This window comes from Bradyrhizobium iriomotense, assembly GCF_018129405.1.
GTDB lineage: Bacteria > Pseudomonadota > Alphaproteobacteria > Rhizobiales > Xanthobacteraceae > Bradyrhizobium > Bradyrhizobium iriomotense_B.
In genome coordinates this window covers 152,255-172,749 of the sequence record NZ_JAFCLP010000016.1, presented here as the reverse complement: position 1 = coordinate 172,749, position 20,495 = coordinate 152,255, and the positions used below count along the sequence as shown (strand labels likewise).

Sequence of the window (20,495 nt, the reverse complement as noted above, 5' to 3'; positions counted from 1 at the left end):
GACAGCCTCCTTGCTTCGCTGTCGAAAGTGTCCACGATGTCTCCGAACACCCGTCCACCATCTCCCCGGTCTGAACACCCACAAGGGGAGAGGGTTATCCTCACCCGTATCGCAGCTTCATCACCAGAATGCCGCCGGCGAGCAGCATGGTGACGGCGTTCGAGGCGATCAGCGGGCCATCGCCCGAGAGCAGGCCGTAGATGAGCCAGAGCGCCAGGCCCAGCACCATGACCAGGAACATGCCGAGCGAGATGTCGCCGGTGGAGCGGGTCTTCCACACCTTGATGGCTTGCGGCGCGTAGGCCACGGTGGTGCAGGTGGCGGCGGCAAAGCCGATCAGCTTGATGAGAAGGGGTTCCATGCCGGTTCTATAGCATGGATTCGACGGCGGTCATGGCTTACGAACGGGCCGCCATGAGATTGCGATACAGCGCGGCATAGTCGCCGGCGCGGTTGCGCCAGGAGACGTCGGTCGCAAGCCCGCTTCGCTGCAGCCGCCGCCAGGTCAGCTTGTCGTGGAAGACGGCGTTGGCCTTGCGCAGCGTGCCGGCGAAGGCATCCGCCGTCACCGGGCCGAACTTGAAACCGGTCGCATCGCGCCCCGATGCGTCGGCCTCGCCGATATCGACGATGGTGTCCTCGAGACCGCCGACGCGCGACACGATCGGCACGGCGCCATAGCGCAGCGCGCAGAGCTGGGTCAGACCGCACGGCTCGAACCGCGACGGCACCAGAAGCGCGTCCGAGCCGGCCTGGATCAGATGCGCCAGGATCTCGTCATAGCCGATCACGACGCCGATCCGGCCCGGATTGGCGCGGGCGGCGGCCTGATAGCGGTCCTGGAGATCGCGGTCGCCGCTGCCGAGCAGCGCGAGCTGCATGCCTTCGCCCAAGATGGTCGGAATGGCATCGAGCAGGAGATCGAGCCCCTTCTGCCAGGACAGGCGGCTGATGACGCCGAGCAGCGGCGCTTCGTCCGAGGAATCGAGATTGAATTGCTGCTGCAGCACCGCCTTGTTGGCGGCCCGGAACGTCAGGTCCTCCGCGCCAAAGCGATAGGCGATGTGCGCGTCGGTTTGCGGATTCCACACCTCGGTGTCGATGCCGTTGAGGATGCCGCTCAGTGCGCCCGCGCGGGCGCGCAGCAGACCGCCGAGCCCCATGCCGCCTTCGTCGCTCTGGATCTCATGGGCATAGGTCGGCGACACCGTGGTGATGCGGTCGGCGAATTGCAGGCCGGCCTTGAGAAAGCTGATGCCACCGAAATATTCGAGGCCGTTGACGTCGAACGACGACTCCCAGGGCAGGCCGATCGCGCCGATCAGCTCGCGGGCGAACTTGCCCTGATAGGCCATGTTGTGGATGGTCATCACGGTGCCCGGACGCGAACGGTTGTCGTAGTGGAGATAGGCCGGCGTGAGCCCGGCCTGCCAGTCATGGGCGTGCACGACATCAGGCACGAACGCCGGCACGAGGCCGTGGCCGATATCGGCCGCGACGCGCGACAGCGCCGCAAAGCGCACGCCGTTGTCCGGCCAGTCGACGCCCTCGGCAGTGACGTAAGGGTTGCCCGGCCGCGCATAGAGATGCGGCACGTCGAGCACGAACAGGTCGAGCCCGTCACGGGAGCCGGCGAGCAGCCGGCCCGGTCCGCCAAAATAATCCGGCCAGCGCCGGACTTCCTCTGCGCTCGCAACCAGCCGCATCACGTCGGGATAGCCCGGCATCAAGGTGCGCATCTCGACGCCATGCGCCTTCAGCGCAATCGGCAACGCGCCGGCGACATCGGCGAGGCCGCCGGTCTTGACGATGGGGTAGACTTCAGAGGCGACCGCGAGGACGCGAACAGGCGTCATGTATTGAGCCTGTCGATCATCGGCTGGGTGATCAGCGAGATGCCCTGCTCGGTGGTGCGGAAGCGTTTTGCGTCGAACTCGGGATCCTCGCCGATGACGAGCCCTTCCGGAATCTCGACGCCACGGTCGATCACGACGTTCTTCAGCCGTGCGCCGCGCCCGACGTTTACATAAGGCATGATCACGGCGTTCTCGACATTGGCGTAGGAGTTGATGCGCACGCCGGTAAACAGCAGCGAGCGGCGCAGCGAGGCGCCGGAGATGATGCAGCCGCCGGAGACCAGCGAGCTCACGGCCTGGCCGCGCCGGCTTTCCTCGTCATGGACGAATTTTGCGGGCGGGGTGATCTCGGCATATGACCAGATCGGCCAGGCGCGGTCGAACAGGTCGAGCTCCGGCACCACGTCGGTGAGGTCGATGTTGGCGGCCCAATAGGCGTCGACCGTGCCGACGTCGCGCCAATAGGCGCGCTCGTCGCTGCCGGAGCGGACGCATGACGTCGAGAACTGGTGCGCGATGGCGCGGCCGTTCTTGACGATATAGGGAATGATGTCCTTGCCGAAATCATGGTTCGAGCTCGGGTCTTCGGCGTCGCGCTTGAGCTCGTCGAACAGGAACTTCGCGTTGAAGACATAGATGCCCATGCTGGCGAGCGAGACGTCCGGCTTGCCCGGCATCGGCGGCGGATCTTTCGGCTTCTCCAGGAATTGCTGGATCCAGCCGTTCTCGTCGATGTGCATGATGCCGAAGCCCGAGGATTCCTCCCGCGGCATCTCCAGGCAGCCGACGGTGACGTCGGCGCCGCTCTCGACGTGCTGGCGCAGCATCACCTCGTAATCCATCTTGTAGATGTGGTCGCCGGCCAGCACGACGATGAAGCGGCATGCGTGCGACTCGATGATGTCGATGTTCTGGTAGATCGCGTCGGCCGTGCCGACATACCACATGTTCTCGGAGACGCGCTGGCTCGCGGGCAGGATGTCGAAGCTCTCGTTGCGCTCGGGGCGGAAGAAATTCCAGCCCATCTGGAGATGCCGGATCAGGCTGTGCGCCTTGTACTGGGTCGCGACCGCGATGCGGCGGATGCCGGAATTCACCGCGTTGGACAGCGCGAAATCGATGATGCGGGACTTGCCGCCGAAATAGACCGCGGGCTTGGCGCGCCGGTCGGTCAGCTCCAGCAGCCGGCTGCCGCGTCCACCAGCCAGGACGAACGCCAGCGCCTGACGCGCGAGCGGCTCATTACCCACGGCATTCATGCAATCCTCCCCACACCTCTGGCGCGTCGCGGGCTGCGTCCCGGCCGCGCACCATTGGAACCGATAGTAACGGTACGAATAGTAAATCAGGAAGATGGTTGTTGGTTGCGAACGCGCGGGAAGCTTAATGCTTTGCCGTGGTCGCCGGGATCCGGCGCCGTTGTATCGGTGTCATATCGGCGATCCCCGACCAAAATTGAGGCATGCACCCGCTCTCTTGTGCGCCGCACGCAAAATCGAGGCTTTGACTTGGCGCAACGATGCCGGATCATAGGCCTGCGATCCTTTTTCCAAGCGAAACGTCAGACAGGGAGCAAGACGATGAGGATCTGGACAACGGCAATTGCCTGTTCACTGGCGGGCGCGGTCATGGTCGGCCAAATCGGGCAGGCCGCAGCAGCCCCGCTGCCGACCAATGTCGGAGCCATGAAGGCGGCAGTCGGCGATGATGTCACGCAGGTCTATTGGCGCGGCCGCGGCTGGGGTGGCGGCTGGGGCTGGGGTCTCGGCGGCCTCGCAGCCGGCGCGATCATCGGCGGCGCCATCGCCGCCGGCGCGCCTTACGGCTACGGCTATTATGGCGGACCGTACTATGGCGGCTATGGATATCCGGGCTACGGCTATGGCTACGCGCCGGCCTATTACGGCTACGGACCGGGCTACGGCTATGGCGGCTACTACGTGCGTCCCCGCTATTATGGCTATCGGGTCTATCGTCCGTATTATGGTCCTCGCTACGGCTACTACCGGCCCTATTACCGCGGATATTGGTGATCTCGCGCGGCTAGAGCGAGAGCCACACGATCAGGCTCATGCACGCGAAATGCGTGAGCACGATCGCGGCGAGATGCAGCGGGCCGGCTTTGAGGCGAGGCCTGAGCATCCCGCCGCCTCCGTTTAGTTGGATCCCGCGGCGGCAGCCGTGAAGCTGCGGTCGACGGCTTTGCTCACGTCGAGCGTCTTCGGCAGGATGCCGTAGCGCGTCGAGCGGTCCGAGGCGGTCTGGATCTCCTTCACCACGTTCTCATCGATCACGATCGGGCTGGTGCGCTGCGCGGTGTAGGCCGACAGCAGCACGTCCTCCGGCAGTTTTGTTAGTTCGGCCGTGCTCTTTGCGTATTCGGCAATATGATCGAGCGACCAGAGTCGCGCCTTGTTCAGCCGCTGCACGAGGTCCTGCACCGCCGCGCGCTTGGTGGCGATGGCGTTGTCGGAGGCGACGATGAAAGTGATGGTCGGCGTCAGGCCTTCGCCGTCGGCGATCACGCGCGCCTTGTCCTTCAAGGTCGCGAACGAGACATAGGGCTCCCACACCGCCCAGGCATCGATCGAGCCGGCGACCAGGGCAATCTTGGCATCGACCGGGCCGAGCGGCGCGAAGGTCGCATCCTCGGGCTTGATCTGCGCCTTCTCCAGCGTCGCGTCGATCAGGAACTGGCCCCAGCCGCCGCGCGTGCCGGCGAGGCGCTTGCCCTTGAGGTCGGCGGCCGACTTGATCGGCGAATCCTGGCGCACCAGGATCGCCTGCGTCTTCGCCTCCGAACGCGTGCCGCCGATCGCCTTGATCGGCGCGCCCGCCGCATAGACCGAGAGGAAGGAGAGGTCGCCGGTGTAGCCGACATCGAGCGCGCCGGCGTTGAGCGCTTCGAGGATCGGTGCGGCCGCGGGGAATTCCGACCATTCGATCCTGTAGGGCAGATCCTTTGCATAGCCGGAGATTTCGAGCAGCGAGCGGTTGCCGCCTTTCTGGTCGCCGACGCGCAGCACGACGGTCTCGGCGGCGAGCGATGCGGCGGCGGTCGACAGGGTGATGGCGGCGGCGAAGAGCGATGCGGCCAGCCGGCGGGTGATGGAATGGTCGTGGGAGTTGATGCTCATTGGATCCATCTTGTTGCGTCGCTCACGATGCGTGAGCGGACGATGCAGCGAGACGATCAAGTCTATGAGTGCACGACACGCAGTCAATGAAATGGCCGTCCGTATTGCGTGCGCGATCGGCAAGGAAGTTTCAGTGAACCGGTGCTTTCGAGAACGCGCAGCGTGCGCAGCGGAAAGATGCGCACGGATACAGCAACGAAGGAGTCGCGGTGCTCTTTGCAAAGCGATGCGGCAGCAAAAATCCTTTCATCGTTCCCGCACATGCCAATGGAGAGAATGACTTCGCATCGCGCCACATTCGAAATTCCATTTCATTGACGATGCGGCGACTGCGCCGCATGATTTGCGCATCGCATCAACGCGGCGCGGGAAGCGCCGACGAAGAATATTCTCTCAACGCAGCTCCGTACGGAACATGCGCAACGCAATGCGCTGCGCGAACGGCGGAGCTGTGCCAACTCAGGAGCGGGGCTGATGGACAACGACAACAAGCGCGGCGGATCGGGCCTTGACCGGCGTCATTTGCTGCAGGCGGGGCTGGCTGCGGCGTTCGCCGCGCCGCTTGGTGCCTTTGGTGCAGCACAGGCCTTTGCGCCGCAGGCGATCGCGCCCGGTGTCGACCTCTCGCAGTTCCCGCTGTGCCGCACGGCCTCCGACGCGCCCGCGCTCACCGGCGCGCCGCGCAAGCTGAAACTGTCGTGGAATGCCGGCGCCGTCTGTCTCGCGCCGGTGCCTGTCGCCATCGAGCACGGGTTCTTCCAGAAGCACAATCTCGACATCGAGCTCATCAACTATTCCGGCTCGACCGACCAGCTGCTCGAGGCCATCGCGACCGGAAAGAGCGATGCCGGCCTCGGCATGGCGCTGCGCTGGCTGAAGCCGCTGGAGCAGGGCTTTGACGTCAAGATCGCCGCCGGCACCCATGGCGGCTGCATGCGCGTCCTCACTCGGACGGATTCCGGCGTGAACAAGCTCGCCGACCTCAAGGGCAAGATCGTCGCGGTCGGCGACCTCGGCGGCCCCGACAAGAACTTCTTCTCGGTCCAGCTCGCCAAGCTCGGGATCGACCCGAACAAGGATGTCGACTGGCGCGCCTATCCCGGCAACCTGCTCAACGTCGCCGTGGAGAAGGGCGAGGTGCAGGCGTTCCTGTCGTCCGATCCGCTGGGCTATCTCTGGCTCAAGGACAGCCAGTACAAGGAAGTCGCCTCCAATCTCGACGGCGAATATCGCGACAAGAGCTGCTGCATCCTCGGCCTGCGCGGCAGCCTGGTGCGCGAGGAGCCGCAGGTCGCGCGCGCTCTCACGCAGGCGCTGCTCGATGCCGCGATGTTCACCGCCCAGAACCCGGCCGTGACGGCAAAATCGTTCCAGCCTTACGCGCCGAAGACGGCATCGCTCGCCGATATCGAGGGTATGGTGCGCTACCACACCCACCATCACCATCCCGTCGGCGACGTGCTCAAGCGCGAGCTCAAGGCCTATGCCGACGATCTGAAGAGTGTGCAGGTGTTCAAGCAGAGCACCGACACCGCCAAATTCGCGGAGCGCATCTATGTCGACGTATTCGCTGTCTGACGGCCTCGCCTCCGGCGCGCCGCGCACCTCGCGCGCGCCGCTGCTGGCGACCTGGATCCGGGAATCCGGCGTCGGTGTGCTCGCCAGCATCGCCTGGATCGCCTTCGGCCTGTCCTGCCTGTGGTGGGAGGATGTCGGCGACTGGTCGCGCACGCACTCGCTCGGCATCGCCGCCTTCATCATCGCGGCCGTCGCACTGTTTGGGACCGTTGGTGCCGATTATCTCGGCTCGGCTGGAAAGGCGTTGCACAAGCGTGCGCCCTGGCTCGTCGGGCTCGGCGCTTTCCTGACGGTGTGGGAAGTTGCGACCGCGAAGTTTGCCTGGCTGCCGCTGCCGTTCTTCCCGCCGCCGCAGTCGATCATCGAGGTCTATACCGACGACCTGCCAAAACTGCTCGACAGCGTCTTCGCGTCGGTCAAGCTCCAGCTCGGTGGTTATCTGATCGGCGCCACGGTCGGCTTCCTGACCGGCGTCTCGATCGGCTGGTCGCGTGCGGTCGGCTATTGGGTGCATCCGGTGCTGCGTTTCATCGGCCCGCTGCCGGCGACCGCCTGGCTGCCGATTGCCTTCTTCACCTTCCCGTCGAGCTGGAGCGCCTCGACCTTCCTGATCGCGCTGGCGACCGGCTTTCCCGTCACCGTGCTGACCTGGTCGGGCGTTGCGAGCGTCAGCAACGCCTATTACGACGTCGCGCGCACGCTGGGCGCCAAGCCATCGTTCCTGGTGCTGAAGGTCGCGATCCCCGCGGCGCTGCCGCACGTCTTCGTCGGCCTGTTCATGGGGCTCGGCTCGTCCTTTGCCGTGCTCGTCGTCGCCGAGATGATCGGCGTCAAGGCCGGGCTCGGCTGGTACCTGCAATGGGCGCAGGGCTGGGCCGCCTACGCCAACATGTATGCGGCGCTGATCGTGATGTCGCTGCTCTGCTCCGGCGCGATCACGCTGCTGTTTTCGATCCGCGACCGCCTGCTGGTCTGGCAGAAGGGGACCGTCAAATGGTAGCCGCAGCTCTCGCCGAAGCGGTCACGCATCCGGCCGCCGGCGCCGCGCTCGACATCGAGCAGGTCAGCCACGCCTTCGATATCGACGGCGCCGAGCTGCCGGTGCTCAGCGATGTTTCGATTTCGGTCGAGCCGGGCGAGTTCGTCGCGCTGCTCGGCCCCTCCGGCTGCGGCAAGTCGACCTTGCTGCGGCTCGTTGCCGGCCTCGACAAGCCCAAAGCTGGAAGGCTGCGGGAGGACGAGGAGCGCATCAGAACTCCGCATCCTTCGCGCGTGGTCGTGTTCCAGGATCCGACGCTGTTTCCCTGGCGGTCGGTCTGGGACAACGTCGCCCTGGGCCTCGAGGCCCAGGGCATTCTCAGGAGCCAGCGTCACCGCGTTGACGCCGCGCTCGATCTCGTCGGGCTGTCGTCCTTCCGCAATGCCTATCCGCATCAGCTCTCCGGCGGCATGGCACAGCGCGTCGCGCTCGCCCGCGCCTTGGTCAACGATCCCAAGATCCTGATCCTGGACGAGCCCTTGGGAAAACTGGACTCGCTGACCCGCATCACCATGCAGGCCGAGCTCGTCTCGCTCTGGCAGCGCAAGGGGTTTACCACGCTGCTGGTGACCCATGATGCGGAGGAAGCGCTGGTGCTGGCCAACCGCGTCATCGTGTTCAGCGAGCGTCCCGCGCGCGTGAAGGCCGACATCCGCGTCGACCGTCCCTATCCGCGCCATCGCGGCGATCCGTATCTCGCTGATCTGCGCCGCCAGATCCTTGGCCTGTTGGGGCTGGATGCGACATGGTGACTTCCGTAGCCCAGGGCCGGTCGACTCATCGTGAGCCCGACTACATCGCGCGGGCCGAAACCCTGGCACCGAGATTTGCCGAACGTGCGGCCGAACATGACCGCACCGGCAGCTTTCCGTTCGAGAATTTTCGCGAGCTGTCCGAAGCGGGCCTGCTGTCGCTGACGGTGCCGCCGGCTCATGGCGGCGCTGGAGCCGGTGCAAAATACGCCGCGCGCGTCATCGGCATCCTCGGCAAGGCCGATCCGTCGACCGCGCTGGTGCTGTCGATGCACTACATCAATCATCTCGTCATAGCGCGCAGCCCGACCTGGCCGGCGCGGCTGTCGCGCAAGCTCGCGCGCGAGAGCGTCGAAGGCCTTGCGCTGGTCAACGCGCTGCGCGTCGAACCCGAACTCGGCTCGCCCGCGCGCGGCGGCCTGCCGGCAACGATCGCGCGGCGGACCGAGACCGGTTGGCGGCTCTCCGGCCACAAGATCTATTCGACGGGATCGCCGATCCTGAAATGGTACCTGGTCTGGGCGCGGACCGACGAGGCCGAGCCGCGCGTCGGCCAGTTCCTGGTGCCGGCTGGCCTGCCGGGCACCCGCATCGTCGAGACCTGGGACCATCACGGCCTGCGCGCCAGCGGCAGCCACGACGTCATCTTCGGCGATGTCGTGATCCCGCTGGATTCCGAAGTCGACGTGCGCAAGCCGGCGGACTGGCGTGCACCCGACGTCACACAGGCGACCGTCCACACGGTCTTCGTCGCCGCGATCTATGACGGCGTTGCCCGCGCCGCGCGCGACTGGCTGATCACGTTCCTGAAACAGCGCGTGCCCGCCAGCCTCGGCGCGCCGCTCGCGACCTTGGCCCGCGCGCAGGAGATCCTCGGTGCGATCGAGGCACGCCTTGCGGTCAATGCGCGGCTGATTGAGACGTTCGCCCGCGACTTCGATGATGGGGTCCAACTGTCCGCCGGCGAATCCAACGCGATCAAGCTGACCGTGACCAACAATGCCGTCGCCATCGTCGAGGACGCGCTGTCGCTGACCGGCAATCACGGCCTGTCCCGTACCAATCCGCTGGAGCGGCATTATCGCGACGTGCTGTGCGGCCGCGTGCACACGCCGCAGGACGATTCCACGCGGACTGGCCTCGGCCGCGCCGCATTGGGCCTCTAGCTTTTCCGGAAAACAATCAGGGAGACGATCATGTCGATCGAGTTCATCGGATTCATCAGCAACAACAATTCGTCTGAAACCGTCGTCCGCGAGGGGCCGGTCCTCAACCCCACCCACATCGAGACGGTGGCGAAGGCGCATGAGAATGCCGGCTTTGATCGTGCGCTGCTGGCGTTTCATTCGACGTCGCCGGACGCGCTCCAGGTCGCCCAGCACGTTCTGAACCATACCAATCGCCTCAACGTGCTGATCGCGCAGCGGCCCGGCTTCACCGCGCCGACGCTGCTGGCGCGGCAGTTCGCCGTGCTGGACCAGTTTTCCCGCGGCAGGGTCGCGCTCCATGTCATCACCGGCGGCAACGCCACTGAGCTCCGGCAGGACGGCAATACCCTCGACGACAAGGGCGAGCGCTATGCCCGCACCTCCGAGTTCCTCGATGTGCTCAAGCTGGAATGGACCAGCGACAAGCCGTTCAGCTACAAGGGCAGGTATTACCAGGTCGAGAACGCCTTCTCGCAAGTGAAGCCGTATCGCCCCGAAGGCATCCGCGTCTATTTCGGCGGCGCCTCGGATGCGGCGATCGACGTCGCCGGCAAGCATGCCGACACCTTTGCGCTGTGGGGCGAATCCTATGCGCAGGTGCGCGACGTGACCTCGCGCGTCCATAACGCAGCCGTGCGGCAGGGGCGGCGAACGCCGCGCTTCAGCCTGTCGGTACGGCCGATCATCGCGCCGACCGAAAAGCAGGCCTGGGAGAAGGCGGAGGAAATTCTCGCGCGCGCCACTGCGCTACAGGACAAGACGGGGTATCGCAAGCCGGCCGACGGGCATGCCACCGCCGGCGCGCGGCGCCTGCTCGCGCTCGCCGACCAGGGCAGCCGCATCGACAAGCGGCTCTGGACCGAGATCGCAAAGCTCACCGGCGCCAACAGCAACACCACGGCACTGGTCGGCACGCCCGAGCAGGTCGCGGAGGTGTTCGGCGATTACTACGACCTCGGCATCAGCCATTTCCTGATCCGCGGCTTCGATCCCCTGATCGACGCCATCGAATATGGCCGCGAACTGATCCCGCTGACGCGCGAGCTGGTTGCCAAACGCCAGGCCGTTCGCGGCGAGGCGGCAGAATGATCCGCTTCATGCTGGCCGGCGCGCTGCTGTTCGGTTCGCTTGAACTGGCGGCAGCACAAACCACCTTGCGCGTCGGGGACCAGAAGGGCAATGCGCAGGCCGTGATGGAAGCGGCAGGCCAGCTCAAGGACGTCCCCTACAAGATCGAGTGGAAGGAATTTCCGGCGGCCGCACCGCTGCTTGAGGCGCTCAGCGCAGGTGCGATCGAGACCGGGCTCGTGGGCGATGCCCCCTTCACCTTCGCGGCCGCGTCCGGCGCGCCGGTGAAGGCGATCGCCGCCATCCGGCAGACGCGCGAGGGGCTCGCGATCCTCGTGCCCGAGAATTCGCCGATCAAGAGTTTTGCCGATCTCCGCGGCAAGAAGATCGCAACCGGCCGCGGCTCGATCGGCCATCAGTTGATCCTCGCCGCGCTGGAAAAGAACGGCTGGAGTGCGAGCGACGTGCAGATCGCGTTCCTGGCACCGTCGGACGCCAAGATCGCCTACACCCAAGGTTCGGTCGATGCGTGGTCGACGTGGGAGCCCTATGTGAGCCAGGAGGAGGTGCTGTTCAGGTCGCGTCGCATCATCACCTCCGAAGGCCTGACACCGGGCCTGAGCTTTCAGGTTGCGCGGCCTGACGCCATCCGCGACAAGCGCACCGAGCTCACCGACTTCATCCGCCGCCTCACCGCGGCGCGGGCGTGGTCGCTGAGCAATGTCGACAGCTACGCCGCCACCTGGGGCAGGCTGATGAACATCCCGACCGCCGTGCCGCAGAACTGGCTGTCGCGCGCAAAGATCCGGATCGCGCCGATAGATGACGGCGTGGTCGCGGACGAGCAGAGCACGATCGACCTCTATTTCCGCTGGGGCCTGATCAAGCAGAAGCTCGATGCGGCGGAGATCGTCGACCGCTCGTTTGCGGACGCGATTGCGAAGGCGGGGTTGTAGCACGCGCTTTACCCTCTCCCCTTGTGGGAGAGGGTGACTCGCCGCGCCAGCGGCGAGACGGGTGAGGGGTTCTCTCCGCGTCCTCATCTCTCGCAGTCGGATTCGCAGATAGATACCCCTCATCCGGCGCTTCGCGCCACCTTCTCCCACAAGGGGAGAAGGAAGAGACGCTCACGAGCACCTCAAGGACTCGTGAGGAAAGGTGGTGGCTTCCAGCGCGATCGCCTTCCTCGAAACATTCCTTCTGCATTTCCTGCGCACGACAACACCCCTATTGCTATTTGCACCGCGTCCCTTGCGCCATGTCGCATCCCGTCAAAAATCAATCCGACGACCACATCGGGAGACCGGCCATGGGCCTGCAAGAAACAAGAATCGAATCGCTTCCCTTCGTCACTGCCGAACTCAACTACCTCGCGCCGACATCGGCCAAGCCGCGCACCTACGCTTTCGATCCGCCGCCGGGCGAGCCGAAGAGCACGTCGCTACCGGAGCCGCACCAGATCCCGATCTTCGATGCGCGGCTGATCGCGAACAACTTCTCGCTCGATCGCGAGGGCTTTGCGCTGGTGCGTCACCCGACCCAGGTGAAAGACTTCTACAACGACGAGGAAATCCGCAGCGTCTACTATCCCGCGGTCGAGGCGTTTCTGCGTGCCACGCTGAAGGCCGACCGCGTCGTCATCTTCGACCACACCGTGCGCAAGCGTGTCGAAGGTGCGCCGGATATCCGCGACGGCGGGCCGCGTCAGCCGGCGACGCGGGTCCATGTCGACCAGACTGCGGTCTCCGGCGCCAACCGCGTGCGCGAGCATCTGCCCGACGAGGCCGAGGAATTGCTGAAGGGCCGCGTGCAGGTGATCAATCTGTGGCGGCCGATCCGCGGCCCCTTGCGCGATTCACCGCTCGCGATGGCCGATGGCACGACGGTGGAGCCCGAGGATCTCGTCGCCTCCGACCTGATCTATCCCAACCGCCGCGGCGAGACCTATTCGGTGAAATACAATCCGAACCACCGCTGGTTCTATTTCCCGGAGATGACGCCGGACGAGGCGCTGCTGCTGAAGTGCTACGATTCCGCAACCGACGGCCGCACCCGTTTCGGGCCGCATACCGCGTTCGTCGATCCGACCACGCCGGCCGACGCGGCGCCCCGCGAAAGCATCGAAGTCCGTACGCTGGTGTTCCACAGGCAGTAACAAACTGTGATGGCCCTGCCTGACATTTTCCGGCAGGGTTCCAGGAACCTGAGGGAACAAAACGACGTTTGCAGCGCCGGGCGGGGTCAACGGGGAGCGGTGCCGTGCGCGCGCAGACGACCCTTCTGTTTTGTTTGATGACTTCATTCCTCGCCTTCGTGCCCGTTGCTAACGCCGAAAGCGGGCTTGCTTCATACTACGGATATGGAAGGGCGGGCAAAGGCGGCGAGTTGACCTGCGCCCATCGCACGCGCCCATTCGGCAGCGTGCTCAGGGTGTCCTACAGCGGGCGCACGATCCAGTGCCGCGTCAATGATCGCGGCCCCTTCATCCGCGGCCGCATCGTCGATCTCTCGGTGCCGGCCGCCCGCGCGCTCGGGATGATGAGCGCGGGCGTGGTGCGCGTCTCGGTGGATTAGGCCTCCGAGCGCGCTATAGTGCCGCCCAAAGCAAGGGGGCGCTATGACTGGGATCAGGGTGGGACTCGTCGGCTGCGGTTTCGTGTCGGAGCTGCACATGTATGCGTTCCGGCGCGTCTATGGCGTGGACGTCGAGGTCGCGGCGGTCGCCGCGCGCGGCGACCATGTCGTCGCGTTCGCCCAGCATCACAATATCCCGCGTGTTTATCGGAGTTTCGCCGAGCTGGTCGCGGACGGCGAGCTCGATGTCATCGACATCTGCACGCCGCCGAACCTTCACGCGGAGATGATCGTCGCCAGCATGCAGGCCGGCAAGCACGTCATCTGCGAAAAACCGTTCGCCGGCTATTTCGGCCGTGAGGGCGACACGCGGCCGATCGGCAAGCACGTGCCGAAGGCGCTGATGTATGAGCGCGTGATCGAAGAGATGGACAGGACGCGGGCCGCGATCGAGCGCACCGGAAAGCTGTTCATGTATGCCGAGGACTGGATCTACGCGCCCGCGGTGACCAAGACCGCCGAGATCATCAAAGCGACCAAGGACAAGATCCTGTTCATGAAGGGTGAGGAGAGCCATTCCGGCTCGCACGCCGCGCACGCAGCGCAATGGGCGATGACCGGCGGCGGCTCGCTGATCCGCATGGGCTGCCATCCGCTTTCGGCCGTGCTGTATCTGAAGCAGGTCGAAGCCAAGGCGCGCGGCGAGAGCATCCATGTCGCCAGCGTCACCGGCGATGTCGGCAACGTCACCGCCGTCCTCAAGCCGGAGGAGCGCAGTTACATCAAGGCCAATCCCCTCGATGTCGAGGACTGGGGCACGCTTACCGCCACGTTCTCCGACGGCACCAAGGCGACCGTGTTCTCCGGCGACATGATCATGGGCGGCGTGCGCAATTTGATCGAGACCTATACGAGCGGTGGCTCGCTGTTCGCCAACATCACGCCGAACACTCATCTGATGAGCTATCAGACCAGCGAGGAGAAGCTCGCGAGCGTCTACATCACCGAAAAGGTCGACCGCAAGACCGGCTGGCAATATGTCTGCCTGGAGGAGGAATGGACGCGCGGATACTTGCAGGAGATCCAGGATTTCATGGAATGCGCCGCGACCGGACGCCAGCCGCTGTCGGATCTCGCGCTGGCCTATGAGACGATCAAGGTGAACTACGCCGGCTATTGGGCGGCGGAGGAGGGGCGGCGGGTGGCGTTGTAGGGCGCCGCCACGCGCTCATTGCCTTCCGATGCCGCGCTACCAGGCTCCGACAGCTATCATGACGGCAATGGTCATGCAGGAGAGGCAGGCGATCGATGCAGTATAGAATTCGGGTGTATTCATTTGCTGCCTCCCGAAAGAGTGCTGCCTTTCTAAACGCTGTTGCCACGACGAGGGCGCCTATTTCCTGACAGGACTCGGCTCTGCTTCGTGCTGCGTGTCCATCTCGCCGAGATTATCCGAATCGGAGAGATCGTCATTGACCTGCAGAAGTTCAGGATGCTTGCCCGTGAGCAGGAGCTGCCTGCGCATCTCGGCAAGACGGGCGCGACAAAATTCCTTGTAAAGCAATTCGAGTATGGTGGGCATGCTCACCCCCATCGCTGACATTCACGATCTGAAAATTTCTTGTTCTCTGCTGGACGTCCCGCAATATCAGCCGCTTTAGCGACTAGGCCGATCCAAAGCTCAAACGAGACTGGTTGACCGGCTGGTACGTACCAAAATGAAATCAAGGCCGACAATATAGGCCCGGACTATAGACGGCTTTTGTTTCAATTAGACTTCGTCCCTCAACCTGAGCGGGCTGCTCGGCGGCGAAAAATCCAACTCTAGCGCGAAAGGAATGACCGGTGGGTGCAAGCACGGTTGGCTGCAACGCGGTGGGCGCCGGTGACGTCGTGGAGCACCGGCGGAGCCGCAGTGTCGCCTCGCCCCGCTTGCGGGGCGAGGGAGCGCAGTGCCGTCGCCTCACGTCCCGTAGGTCGAGCCCTTCGGCAGCGGGAACACCGGGTCCTGCGTGCGGATGCTGGTCGGCCACACCACCGAGATGTGCTCACCCGCGTTCTGCATCACCACTGGCGTCGAGCGTTCGTTCTGGCCGGAGAGCGGTGTGCCCGGCGGGAAGAATTTCACGCCATAGCCCTGGATGGTGCCGCCGGCGGGGATGTCGACGTCGAGCGCGGCCTTGCGGATCGCCTCTGGTTCGAAGCTGCCGTACTTCTCCTTGGCGACCGGCAGCACGTTGTTGAGCAGCACCCAGGTCTGGTTGAAGCCCATCGAGCAATGCGGCGGCACGTCGTTGGCGCCGGTCTTGGCTTGATAGCGGCTGACCATGGTCTTGATCAGATCGCCCATGCCAGGCGCGAGCTTTGCGGGATCGAGCAGCTGCGCCGGCACCGGATCGATGTTGCAGAAATTGTCGATGTCGGCACCGAAAGTGGCACGCAGCTTGTCGAGCTGGCTGTAGCCGGCACCTGCCCCGAACAGCATCTTGAAGCGCAATCCGCTCTCGCGGGCCTGGCGCAGGAACAGGGTGATGTCGGGATTGTAGCCGGCATGCGAGATCACGTCGGCCTTGGCGCGCTTGATTTTCGTGACCAGCACCGAGAGGTCGGGCGCGGCGGCCGAATAGCCCTCGCGCAGCACCACCTGGATGCCGGCCTGCTTGGCATAGGCCTCATCGGCGGTGGCGACGCCGACGCCGTAGGGGCCGTCCTCGTGGATCAGCGCGACCTTGACGTCCTTGGGGTCCATGCCGAGCTTGCCCTGCGCATGCTCGGCGATGAAGCTCGCGAAGGCCTGGCCATACTGGTCCGAGTGAATCTGCGAGCGAAACACGTATTGCAGGTTCTTGTCCTTGAATACGGCGGTCGAGACCGCAGTCGTGATCCAGAGGATCTTCTTCTGCTGCTCGACCTTGGCCGCAAGTGGCACCGCATGCGAGCTCGCATAGACGCCATTGAGGATGTCGATCTTCTCCTGGCTGATCAGGCGTTCGGCCTCGTTGATCGCAACGTCGGGTTTGCTCTGGGAATCCGCGGCCACCGGCACGATCTTGGTCTTGCCGCCGACGCCGCCTTTCTCGTTGACGAGATCGATCGCGATCTGTGCGCCGATCGACGAGGCGACCGAGCCGCCGGCGGCGAACGGGCCGGTGAGGTCGTAGATCAGGCCGATGCGCAATGTCTCGGCTTGCGCCTGGGCCCTGGTCCAATCGAGGCTGAGTGCGGCGGCGGCAGCCGCCGATGTCTTCAGCAGCTGCCTGCGTGAAGTCGGCATCCTATCCTCCCTCAAAACCGTTGGTTGTTATTTTTTGCGAAGTATGGGGAGGGGGGCGACGGAAAGTCAACATCGCCCAAGGTCGATAGGCGCCGGTGAGGGCACACCGCATCTGCGAAAGACAAGCAAAGGGCCCACCGCTCCCCGCGGAGCGCGACTGGCGAGCTGCGATGTCGTCAAGCGGTTCAGCGTGCTTGCAGCAGGGATGGATCGAGCGGTGTCAGCCGGGCGGGATCGAATGGCGACAGGTCCACCTCATGCGTTGAGCCCTCGGCGATCAACTCCGCCAGCGCTTCTCCGGTGGCGGGTGCATTGAGGATGCCCCAGACATTGTGTCCGGTCGCAATATAGAGGCCTTCGCTGTACGGCACCTTGCCGATCAGCGGCAGGCCGTCCTCGGTCACCGGACGGAAACAGGCCTGCTGCGCGATGATCCTTTCGGGACGGAACAGCGGTGACAGCCGCTCCGACATGCTTTGCAGCCGCGCGATCGCATCAACGTCCGGCGTCACGGCGGCAGGATCGAGCGGCAGCGGCGCGATGTCGGACAGGGCCGTGATGTGCGTGCTGCCATCGGCGCGCGGGAAGACCTCGATCGAAACCGCGCTGCCGTTGTCCTCATACTCCAGGAACAACGCATCGGCCGGCACGTCGGTGCCGGTGTCGTACACGATGCTCGGGCTGCGCTGGCCGTAGACGGCCGGCAGGCTCATCCATTGCGCCGCGAGCAGCGACCACGGCCCCATCGCGATCACGACGGCATCAGCCTCAACCGCGCTGCCTTCGATCTCGACACCCGTCGCACGGTCGCCATCGCGCACGATGCCGGTGACGCGGCCTGGGCGAAGCGTGGCGCCTTGCGCGAGGGCCGCGTTCATCACAGCCGATGTGAACTTGCGGGGATGAACGATCGCCGTCGTCTTCGCCGTGCCGATGCGCTGTGTGATGACGACGCCGTCGCTGAGCCAGTCGAGCGCGGATGGTGTATTCCTGCGCGCAGTGCCGTCGGAGGCAACGAAACCGCTATAGGCGGTCATCGACCGATAGCCCCAATCGCCCGCGATCTCCTCCGGCAATTGCGCGTGAAGTCCAAAGCTGCGCCGCGCGAGCGCGTCGAGCGGCGTGCCGGCGCACCAGTCCTGGGCCAGGAAGCCGCCGGCCTTGCCGGACGCGGCGGCGGCGACCTCGGTTCGCTCCACGACGATCACGTCGATGCCGCGGCGGCGAAGGAAATAAGCGGTGCAGGCCCCGATCACGCCGCCGCCGCAGATCACAACGCGCATGCTCTCTCCCTTGTCGATCCCGCAACTCGCGACTTCATCAGCTGTGCCGTGTTTCAAAATGTTTCACGCGGGCGTCACACCCGGTGGATACGTTCACTGCGGCAATTTGAAGCCGCGGGTGGGGCTTCTTCTCATTTTCGTAGATCGGGCTTGGCGCAGGACAGCTCAACGTTGCTGCCTGCGGTGAGCCGTGTTCTGTCCAAAGCTGTTCTGGGGAGCGACGATGACGAGACTTGGCGAAGGGAAGTTGGAAGACGTCTACGGCAAGCTGCGCAAGATGAGCTTCCTCGTGCTTGCAGCCTGCCTTGCGATTTGTTCGATCGTCAGCGCGCGCGCTGACGATGATGACCGGGGCAGGGGAGGCGAGAGCCGGGCCTATGCCATCGGGCTGTGGGGGGATTTGCCGTATTCCGACCTCCAGGCGCAGGTCGGCGTGCCGAATCTGATCGCCGACATGAACGACCAGAAGCTGGCCTTCACGGTGCATGATGGCGACCTGAAAGCCGGCAGCGGCACGCCGGGATCCGTGACTCCCACGACGTGCAGCGACGCTGTGTATCAGCAGGGGCTCGGATATTTCAATGCGCTGAAATCCGCTGCGATGGTGACTCCCGGCGACAATGACTGGACCGACTGCGATCGCCCGGCGAACGGCTCGTTCAACTCGCGCGACAGGCTCGACTACGAGCGGAAGGTTTTCTTCAGCACTGACTATTCCCTTGGCCAGCGGCCGATCAAGCAGCAGGTGCAGCATGACAAGCTGTGTCTTGATCACAACAACCAGCTGACCGGGTGCGTCGAGAATCGCCGCTGGATTATGAAGGGCGTGGTTTACGCCACACTCAACATCCAGGGATCGTGCAACAATCGTTGCGATACGCTCCCCGACGACGCCGAATGGGCCGCGCGCAACAACGCCAATATCCTCTGGATGCAGCAGACCTTCGAGATGGCGCGAACATATCGCGCCGCCGCCATCATGTTCATCTCGCAGGCGAACCCGGGGTGGGATCAGTCGGACGGAACACGTGCGCCCTTGCGTGACCCGAAGACGCTTGCGCAAACGGACACCAATCCGGACGGTTTCCAGGCTTTCCTGGTTGCGCTGCGCGATGAAGTTGTCGGCTTCGGCAGGCCCGTCGCCTACGTTCATGGCGACTCGCATTACTTCCGTATCGACCGGCCATTTCTCGATGCCAAGGGCCGGCGGCTCGAAAACTTCGTCCGCGTTGAGACCTTCGGCGACAATCAGACGAACGGCAACAACGACGTGCATTGGCTGAAGGTGCTCGTGGACGAGCGCAGCCGCGAGGTGTTCGCGTTCCAGCCGCAGATCGTGCCCGCCAATCGGACCGCCGTGCCGGCGCCGCCGAAGCGTGGCGATGATTAGCGGGCCATGCCGCCTCCGGTGATGATCTCGGCTGAGGTCAGTCGGGGGGCGGTCAGATCGGGCGCCGGCGGATCGCGCCGGCGCCTAAAGCGCGATGAGATTTGGACGAATCGTCATCGCGCTTTAGATTATTGTTTACGCATGATCTTTCCGGAAAACCGCTTCGCACTTTTCCGGATCATGCTTTAGCTCGCGTAGCCTCGTTCCAGTGATTGCCGCTGCCGGTGCCGGTCCAGCGCCAGCTCGACGAGGCGCGTCAGCAACTCGCCATAGGGCACGCCCGAGGCCTCCATCATCTTCGGATACATGCTGATCGAGGTGAAGCCGGGCAGGGTATTGATCTCGTTGAAGCAGAACTCTCCGCCCTGACGGTCGAGGAAAAAGTCGACGCGTGCGAAGCCGCTGCATTCGAGCGCCGCGAACACCCGCGTCGCCAGCGACCGGACGCGCTCCATCTGTACCGCGTCGAGCTGAGCCGGAAGGTCGACCCGGGCGCCATCGGGGTCGAGATATTTGGCCTCGTACGAATAGAACTCGTGATGGGCATTGGGGTTCAGCTCGCTGGCTAGGCTGGCGAACAGCGTCTCGCCCTCGAGCACCGCGACCTCGATCTCGCGCGCGTCGATGCCCTGCTCAACCAGCACCTTGACGTCATAGCGAAACGCATCGTCAAGCGCCGCTCCAAGCGCATCCCAATCCTTCACCTTGTGAATGCCGACGCTGGAGCCCATGTTGCATGGCTTGACGAACACCGGGAGGCTCAGTCCCTCGACCGCCTTTGCAAGCGATGAGGTGCGGTCCTGCGCGAAGGCCTTGCGGGTGAGCACGCGATAGGGCGCGACCGGAATGCCGGCGAATTCAGCGAGCCGCTTGGCGACGTCCTTGTCCATGCTGACGGCGGAGGCGAGAACGCCGGATCCGACATAGGCGACGTCGGCCAATTCCAGGAGGCCCTGCACGGTGCCGTCCTCGCAAAGCGGCCCGTGGATGACCGGAAAGACGACGTCGATCTCGCGCGGGTCCATCGTCCCTGCGGAAATCGGCATGAGAGCGACGCGTCCATCAGCTTCTCTGGCGAGCCGTATCTCCGGCGCATTGGGCAGGATCGGCAAGGACACCGCCTGCCCCTGATCGAGCGTGCGAAAGTCGTTCCATTGCCACCGGCCTTCCTTGTCGATGGAGACCGGGATCACCTCGAAGCGGGCACGGTCGAGATGCCTGAATACGCAGGCCGCCGATTTCAGCGAGACCTCATGCTCGCCGGACCTGCCGCCGTAGAGAACCACAACGCGAATTTTCTCTGCCATGGTTCAATTATCACGCGCTCGGCCTGGAA

The 20,495-nt window shown here is 64.5% G+C and carries 19 protein-coding genes; 11 read left to right on the top strand and 8 right to left on the bottom strand.

Translation table 11 applies throughout. The features are described from left to right. Positions 1–100: 100 nt before the first annotated feature. From JQ592_RS27805 to glgC, 3 genes are read right to left on the bottom strand one after another with little or no spacing between them, the layout of a single operon-like run. Positions 101–361 (bottom strand): SemiSWEET transporter, encoded by a 261-nt coding sequence (locus JQ592_RS27805; RefSeq protein WP_211405961.1) that lies wholly within the window; start codon positions 359–361, stop codon positions 101–103. Between the two features lie 37 nt (positions 362–398). Continuing rightward, positions 399–1,856 (bottom strand): glycogen synthase GlgA, encoded by a 1,458-nt coding sequence (glgA, locus tag JQ592_RS27800; RefSeq protein ID WP_211405960.1) that lies wholly within the window; start codon positions 1,854–1,856, stop codon positions 399–401. Beyond that, a complete protein-coding gene (glgC, locus tag JQ592_RS27795) occupies positions 1,853–3,115 on the bottom strand; it encodes a glucose-1-phosphate adenylyltransferase (protein WP_211405959.1) in 1,263 nt (420 codons plus the stop codon). Before glgC ends, glgA begins: the two co-directional genes overlap by 4 nt. 321 nt (positions 3,116–3,436) lie before the next feature. Between glgC and JQ592_RS27790 the strand changes: the two genes are divergently transcribed. Next, entirely contained in the window at positions 3,437–3,889 is a 453-nt protein-coding gene (locus JQ592_RS27790) for a hypothetical protein (RefSeq protein ID WP_211405958.1), read from the top strand. A 123-nt stretch (positions 3,890–4,012) separates the two neighbouring features. On the opposite strand, the gene JQ592_RS27785 is transcribed toward JQ592_RS27790, so the two are convergent. Beyond that, entirely contained in the window at positions 4,013–4,993 is a 981-nt protein-coding gene (locus JQ592_RS27785) for an ABC transporter substrate-binding protein (RefSeq protein ID WP_211405957.1), read from the bottom strand. A gap of 474 nt (positions 4,994–5,467) precedes the next feature. Between JQ592_RS27785 and JQ592_RS27780 the strand changes: the two genes are divergently transcribed. The 9 genes from JQ592_RS27780 (at position 5,468) to JQ592_RS27740 (ending at position 14,425) form a co-directional block, all read left to right on the top strand. Further along, positions 5,468–6,571 carry an ABC transporter substrate-binding protein gene (locus JQ592_RS27780; protein ID WP_211405956.1) on the top strand — a complete coding sequence of 368 codons (1,104 nt, stop codon included), beginning with the start codon at positions 5,468–5,470 and terminating at the stop codon, positions 6,569–6,571. Next, positions 6,549–7,571 carry an ABC transporter permease gene (locus JQ592_RS27775; protein ID WP_211405955.1) on the top strand — a complete coding sequence of 341 codons (1,023 nt, stop codon included), beginning with the start codon at positions 6,549–6,551 and terminating at the stop codon, positions 7,569–7,571. The genes JQ592_RS27780 and JQ592_RS27775 overlap by 23 nt, the downstream gene beginning before the upstream one ends. Further along, positions 7,565–8,362, top strand: a complete 798-nt coding sequence (locus JQ592_RS27770; protein ID WP_211405954.1) for an ABC transporter ATP-binding protein — start codon at positions 7,565–7,567, stop codon at positions 8,360–8,362. The genes JQ592_RS27775 and JQ592_RS27770 overlap by 7 nt, the downstream gene beginning before the upstream one ends. Then, entirely contained in the window at positions 8,356–9,528 is a 1,173-nt protein-coding gene (locus JQ592_RS27765) for an acyl-CoA dehydrogenase family protein (RefSeq protein ID WP_211405953.1), read from the top strand. The genes JQ592_RS27770 and JQ592_RS27765 overlap by 7 nt, the downstream gene beginning before the upstream one ends. Before the next feature lie 30 nt (positions 9,529–9,558). Next, positions 9,559–10,659, top strand: a complete 1,101-nt coding sequence (locus JQ592_RS27760; RefSeq protein WP_211405952.1) for an LLM class flavin-dependent oxidoreductase — start codon at positions 9,559–9,561, stop codon at positions 10,657–10,659. Continuing rightward, positions 10,656–11,594, top strand: coding sequence for an ABC transporter substrate-binding protein (locus JQ592_RS27755; RefSeq protein WP_211405951.1), 939 nt, complete (start codon positions 10,656–10,658; stop codon positions 11,592–11,594). The genes JQ592_RS27760 and JQ592_RS27755 overlap by 4 nt, the downstream gene beginning before the upstream one ends. A gap of 353 nt (positions 11,595–11,947) precedes the next feature. Beyond that, positions 11,948–12,793, top strand: coding sequence for a CmcJ/NvfI family oxidoreductase (locus tag JQ592_RS27750; RefSeq protein ID WP_211405950.1), 846 nt, complete (start codon positions 11,948–11,950; stop codon positions 12,791–12,793). Between the two features lie 104 nt (positions 12,794–12,897). After that, complete coding sequence (locus tag JQ592_RS27745) at positions 12,898–13,212, top strand: septal ring lytic transglycosylase RlpA family protein (RefSeq protein WP_211405949.1); 315 nt, start codon at positions 12,898–12,900, stop codon at positions 13,210–13,212. 43 nt (positions 13,213–13,255) lie between these two features. Continuing rightward, positions 13,256–14,425, top strand: coding sequence for a Gfo/Idh/MocA family protein (locus JQ592_RS27740; protein WP_211405948.1), 1,170 nt, complete (start codon positions 13,256–13,258; stop codon positions 14,423–14,425). Between the two features lie 180 nt (positions 14,426–14,605). On the opposite strand, the gene JQ592_RS27735 is transcribed toward JQ592_RS27740, so the two are convergent. The 3 genes from JQ592_RS27735 to JQ592_RS27725 form a co-directional block, all read right to left on the bottom strand. Further along, entirely contained in the window at positions 14,606–14,794 is a 189-nt protein-coding gene (locus JQ592_RS27735; protein ID WP_211405947.1) for a hypothetical protein, read from the bottom strand. A gap of 381 nt (positions 14,795–15,175) precedes the next feature. Next, entirely contained in the window at positions 15,176–16,486 is a 1,311-nt protein-coding gene (locus tag JQ592_RS27730) for an ABC transporter substrate-binding protein (RefSeq protein WP_211405946.1), read from the bottom strand. 185 nt (positions 16,487–16,671) lie between these two features. Further along, a complete protein-coding gene (locus JQ592_RS27725) occupies positions 16,672–17,769 on the bottom strand; it encodes an NAD(P)/FAD-dependent oxidoreductase (RefSeq protein WP_211405945.1) in 1,098 nt (365 codons plus the stop codon). Between the two features lie 277 nt (positions 17,770–18,046). On the opposite strand from JQ592_RS27725, the gene JQ592_RS27720 reads away from it, so the two are divergent. Then, positions 18,047–19,159, top strand: coding sequence for a hypothetical protein (locus JQ592_RS27720; RefSeq protein ID WP_246820704.1), 1,113 nt, complete (start codon positions 18,047–18,049; stop codon positions 19,157–19,159). Positions 19,160–19,344: 185 nt separating this feature from the next. Here JQ592_RS27720 and JQ592_RS27715 read toward each other — a convergent pair whose 3' ends face one another. Beyond that, positions 19,345–20,466: a D-alanine--D-alanine ligase family protein gene (locus JQ592_RS27715; RefSeq protein ID WP_211405944.1), complete on the bottom strand. Its 1,122-nt coding sequence runs from the start codon at positions 20,464–20,466 to the stop codon at positions 19,345–19,347. Positions 20,467–20,495: the final 29 nt, after the last annotated feature.

Excerpts from the sequence above, each read along its gene's own strand:
- JQ592_RS27805 (WP_211405961.1), bottom strand. The coding sequence starts at position 361 with ATGGAACCCCTTCTCATCAAGCTGATCGGCTTTGCCGCCGCCACCTGC.
- glgA (WP_211405960.1), bottom strand. The coding sequence starts at position 1,856 with ATGACGCCTGTTCGCGTCCTCGCGGTCGCCTCTGAAGTCTACCCCATC.
- glgC (WP_211405959.1), bottom strand. The coding sequence starts at position 3,115 with ATGAATGCCGTGGGTAATGAGCCGCTCGCGCGTCAGGCGCTGGCGTTC.
- JQ592_RS27790 (WP_211405958.1), top strand. The coding sequence starts at position 3,437 with ATGAGGATCTGGACAACGGCAATTGCCTGTTCACTGGCGGGCGCGGTC.
- JQ592_RS27785 (WP_211405957.1), bottom strand. The coding sequence starts at position 4,993 with ATGAGCATCAACTCCCACGACCATTCCATCACCCGCCGGCTGGCCGCA.
- JQ592_RS27780 (WP_211405956.1), top strand. The coding sequence starts at position 5,468 with ATGGACAACGACAACAAGCGCGGCGGATCGGGCCTTGACCGGCGTCAT.
- JQ592_RS27775 (WP_211405955.1), top strand. The coding sequence starts at position 6,549 with ATGTCGACGTATTCGCTGTCTGACGGCCTCGCCTCCGGCGCGCCGCGC.
- JQ592_RS27770 (WP_211405954.1), top strand. The coding sequence starts at position 7,565 with ATGGTAGCCGCAGCTCTCGCCGAAGCGGTCACGCATCCGGCCGCCGGC.
- JQ592_RS27765 (WP_211405953.1), top strand. The coding sequence starts at position 8,356 with ATGGTGACTTCCGTAGCCCAGGGCCGGTCGACTCATCGTGAGCCCGAC.
- JQ592_RS27760 (WP_211405952.1), top strand. The coding sequence starts at position 9,559 with ATGTCGATCGAGTTCATCGGATTCATCAGCAACAACAATTCGTCTGAA.
- JQ592_RS27755 (WP_211405951.1), top strand. The coding sequence starts at position 10,656 with ATGATCCGCTTCATGCTGGCCGGCGCGCTGCTGTTCGGTTCGCTTGAA.
- JQ592_RS27750 (WP_211405950.1), top strand. The coding sequence starts at position 11,948 with ATGGGCCTGCAAGAAACAAGAATCGAATCGCTTCCCTTCGTCACTGCC.
- JQ592_RS27740 (WP_211405948.1), top strand. The coding sequence starts at position 13,256 with ATGACTGGGATCAGGGTGGGACTCGTCGGCTGCGGTTTCGTGTCGGAG.
- JQ592_RS27735 (WP_211405947.1), bottom strand. The coding sequence starts at position 14,794 with ATGCCCACCATACTCGAATTGCTTTACAAGGAATTTTGTCGCGCCCGT.
- JQ592_RS27730 (WP_211405946.1), bottom strand. The coding sequence starts at position 16,486 with ATGCCGACTTCACGCAGGCAGCTGCTGAAGACATCGGCGGCTGCCGCC.
- JQ592_RS27725 (WP_211405945.1), bottom strand. The coding sequence starts at position 17,769 with ATGCGCGTTGTGATCTGCGGCGGCGGCGTGATCGGGGCCTGCACCGCT.
- JQ592_RS27720 (WP_246820704.1), top strand. The coding sequence starts at position 18,047 with ATGAGCTTCCTCGTGCTTGCAGCCTGCCTTGCGATTTGTTCGATCGTC.
- JQ592_RS27715 (WP_211405944.1), bottom strand. The coding sequence starts at position 20,466 with ATGGCAGAGAAAATTCGCGTTGTGGTTCTCTACGGCGGCAGGTCCGGC.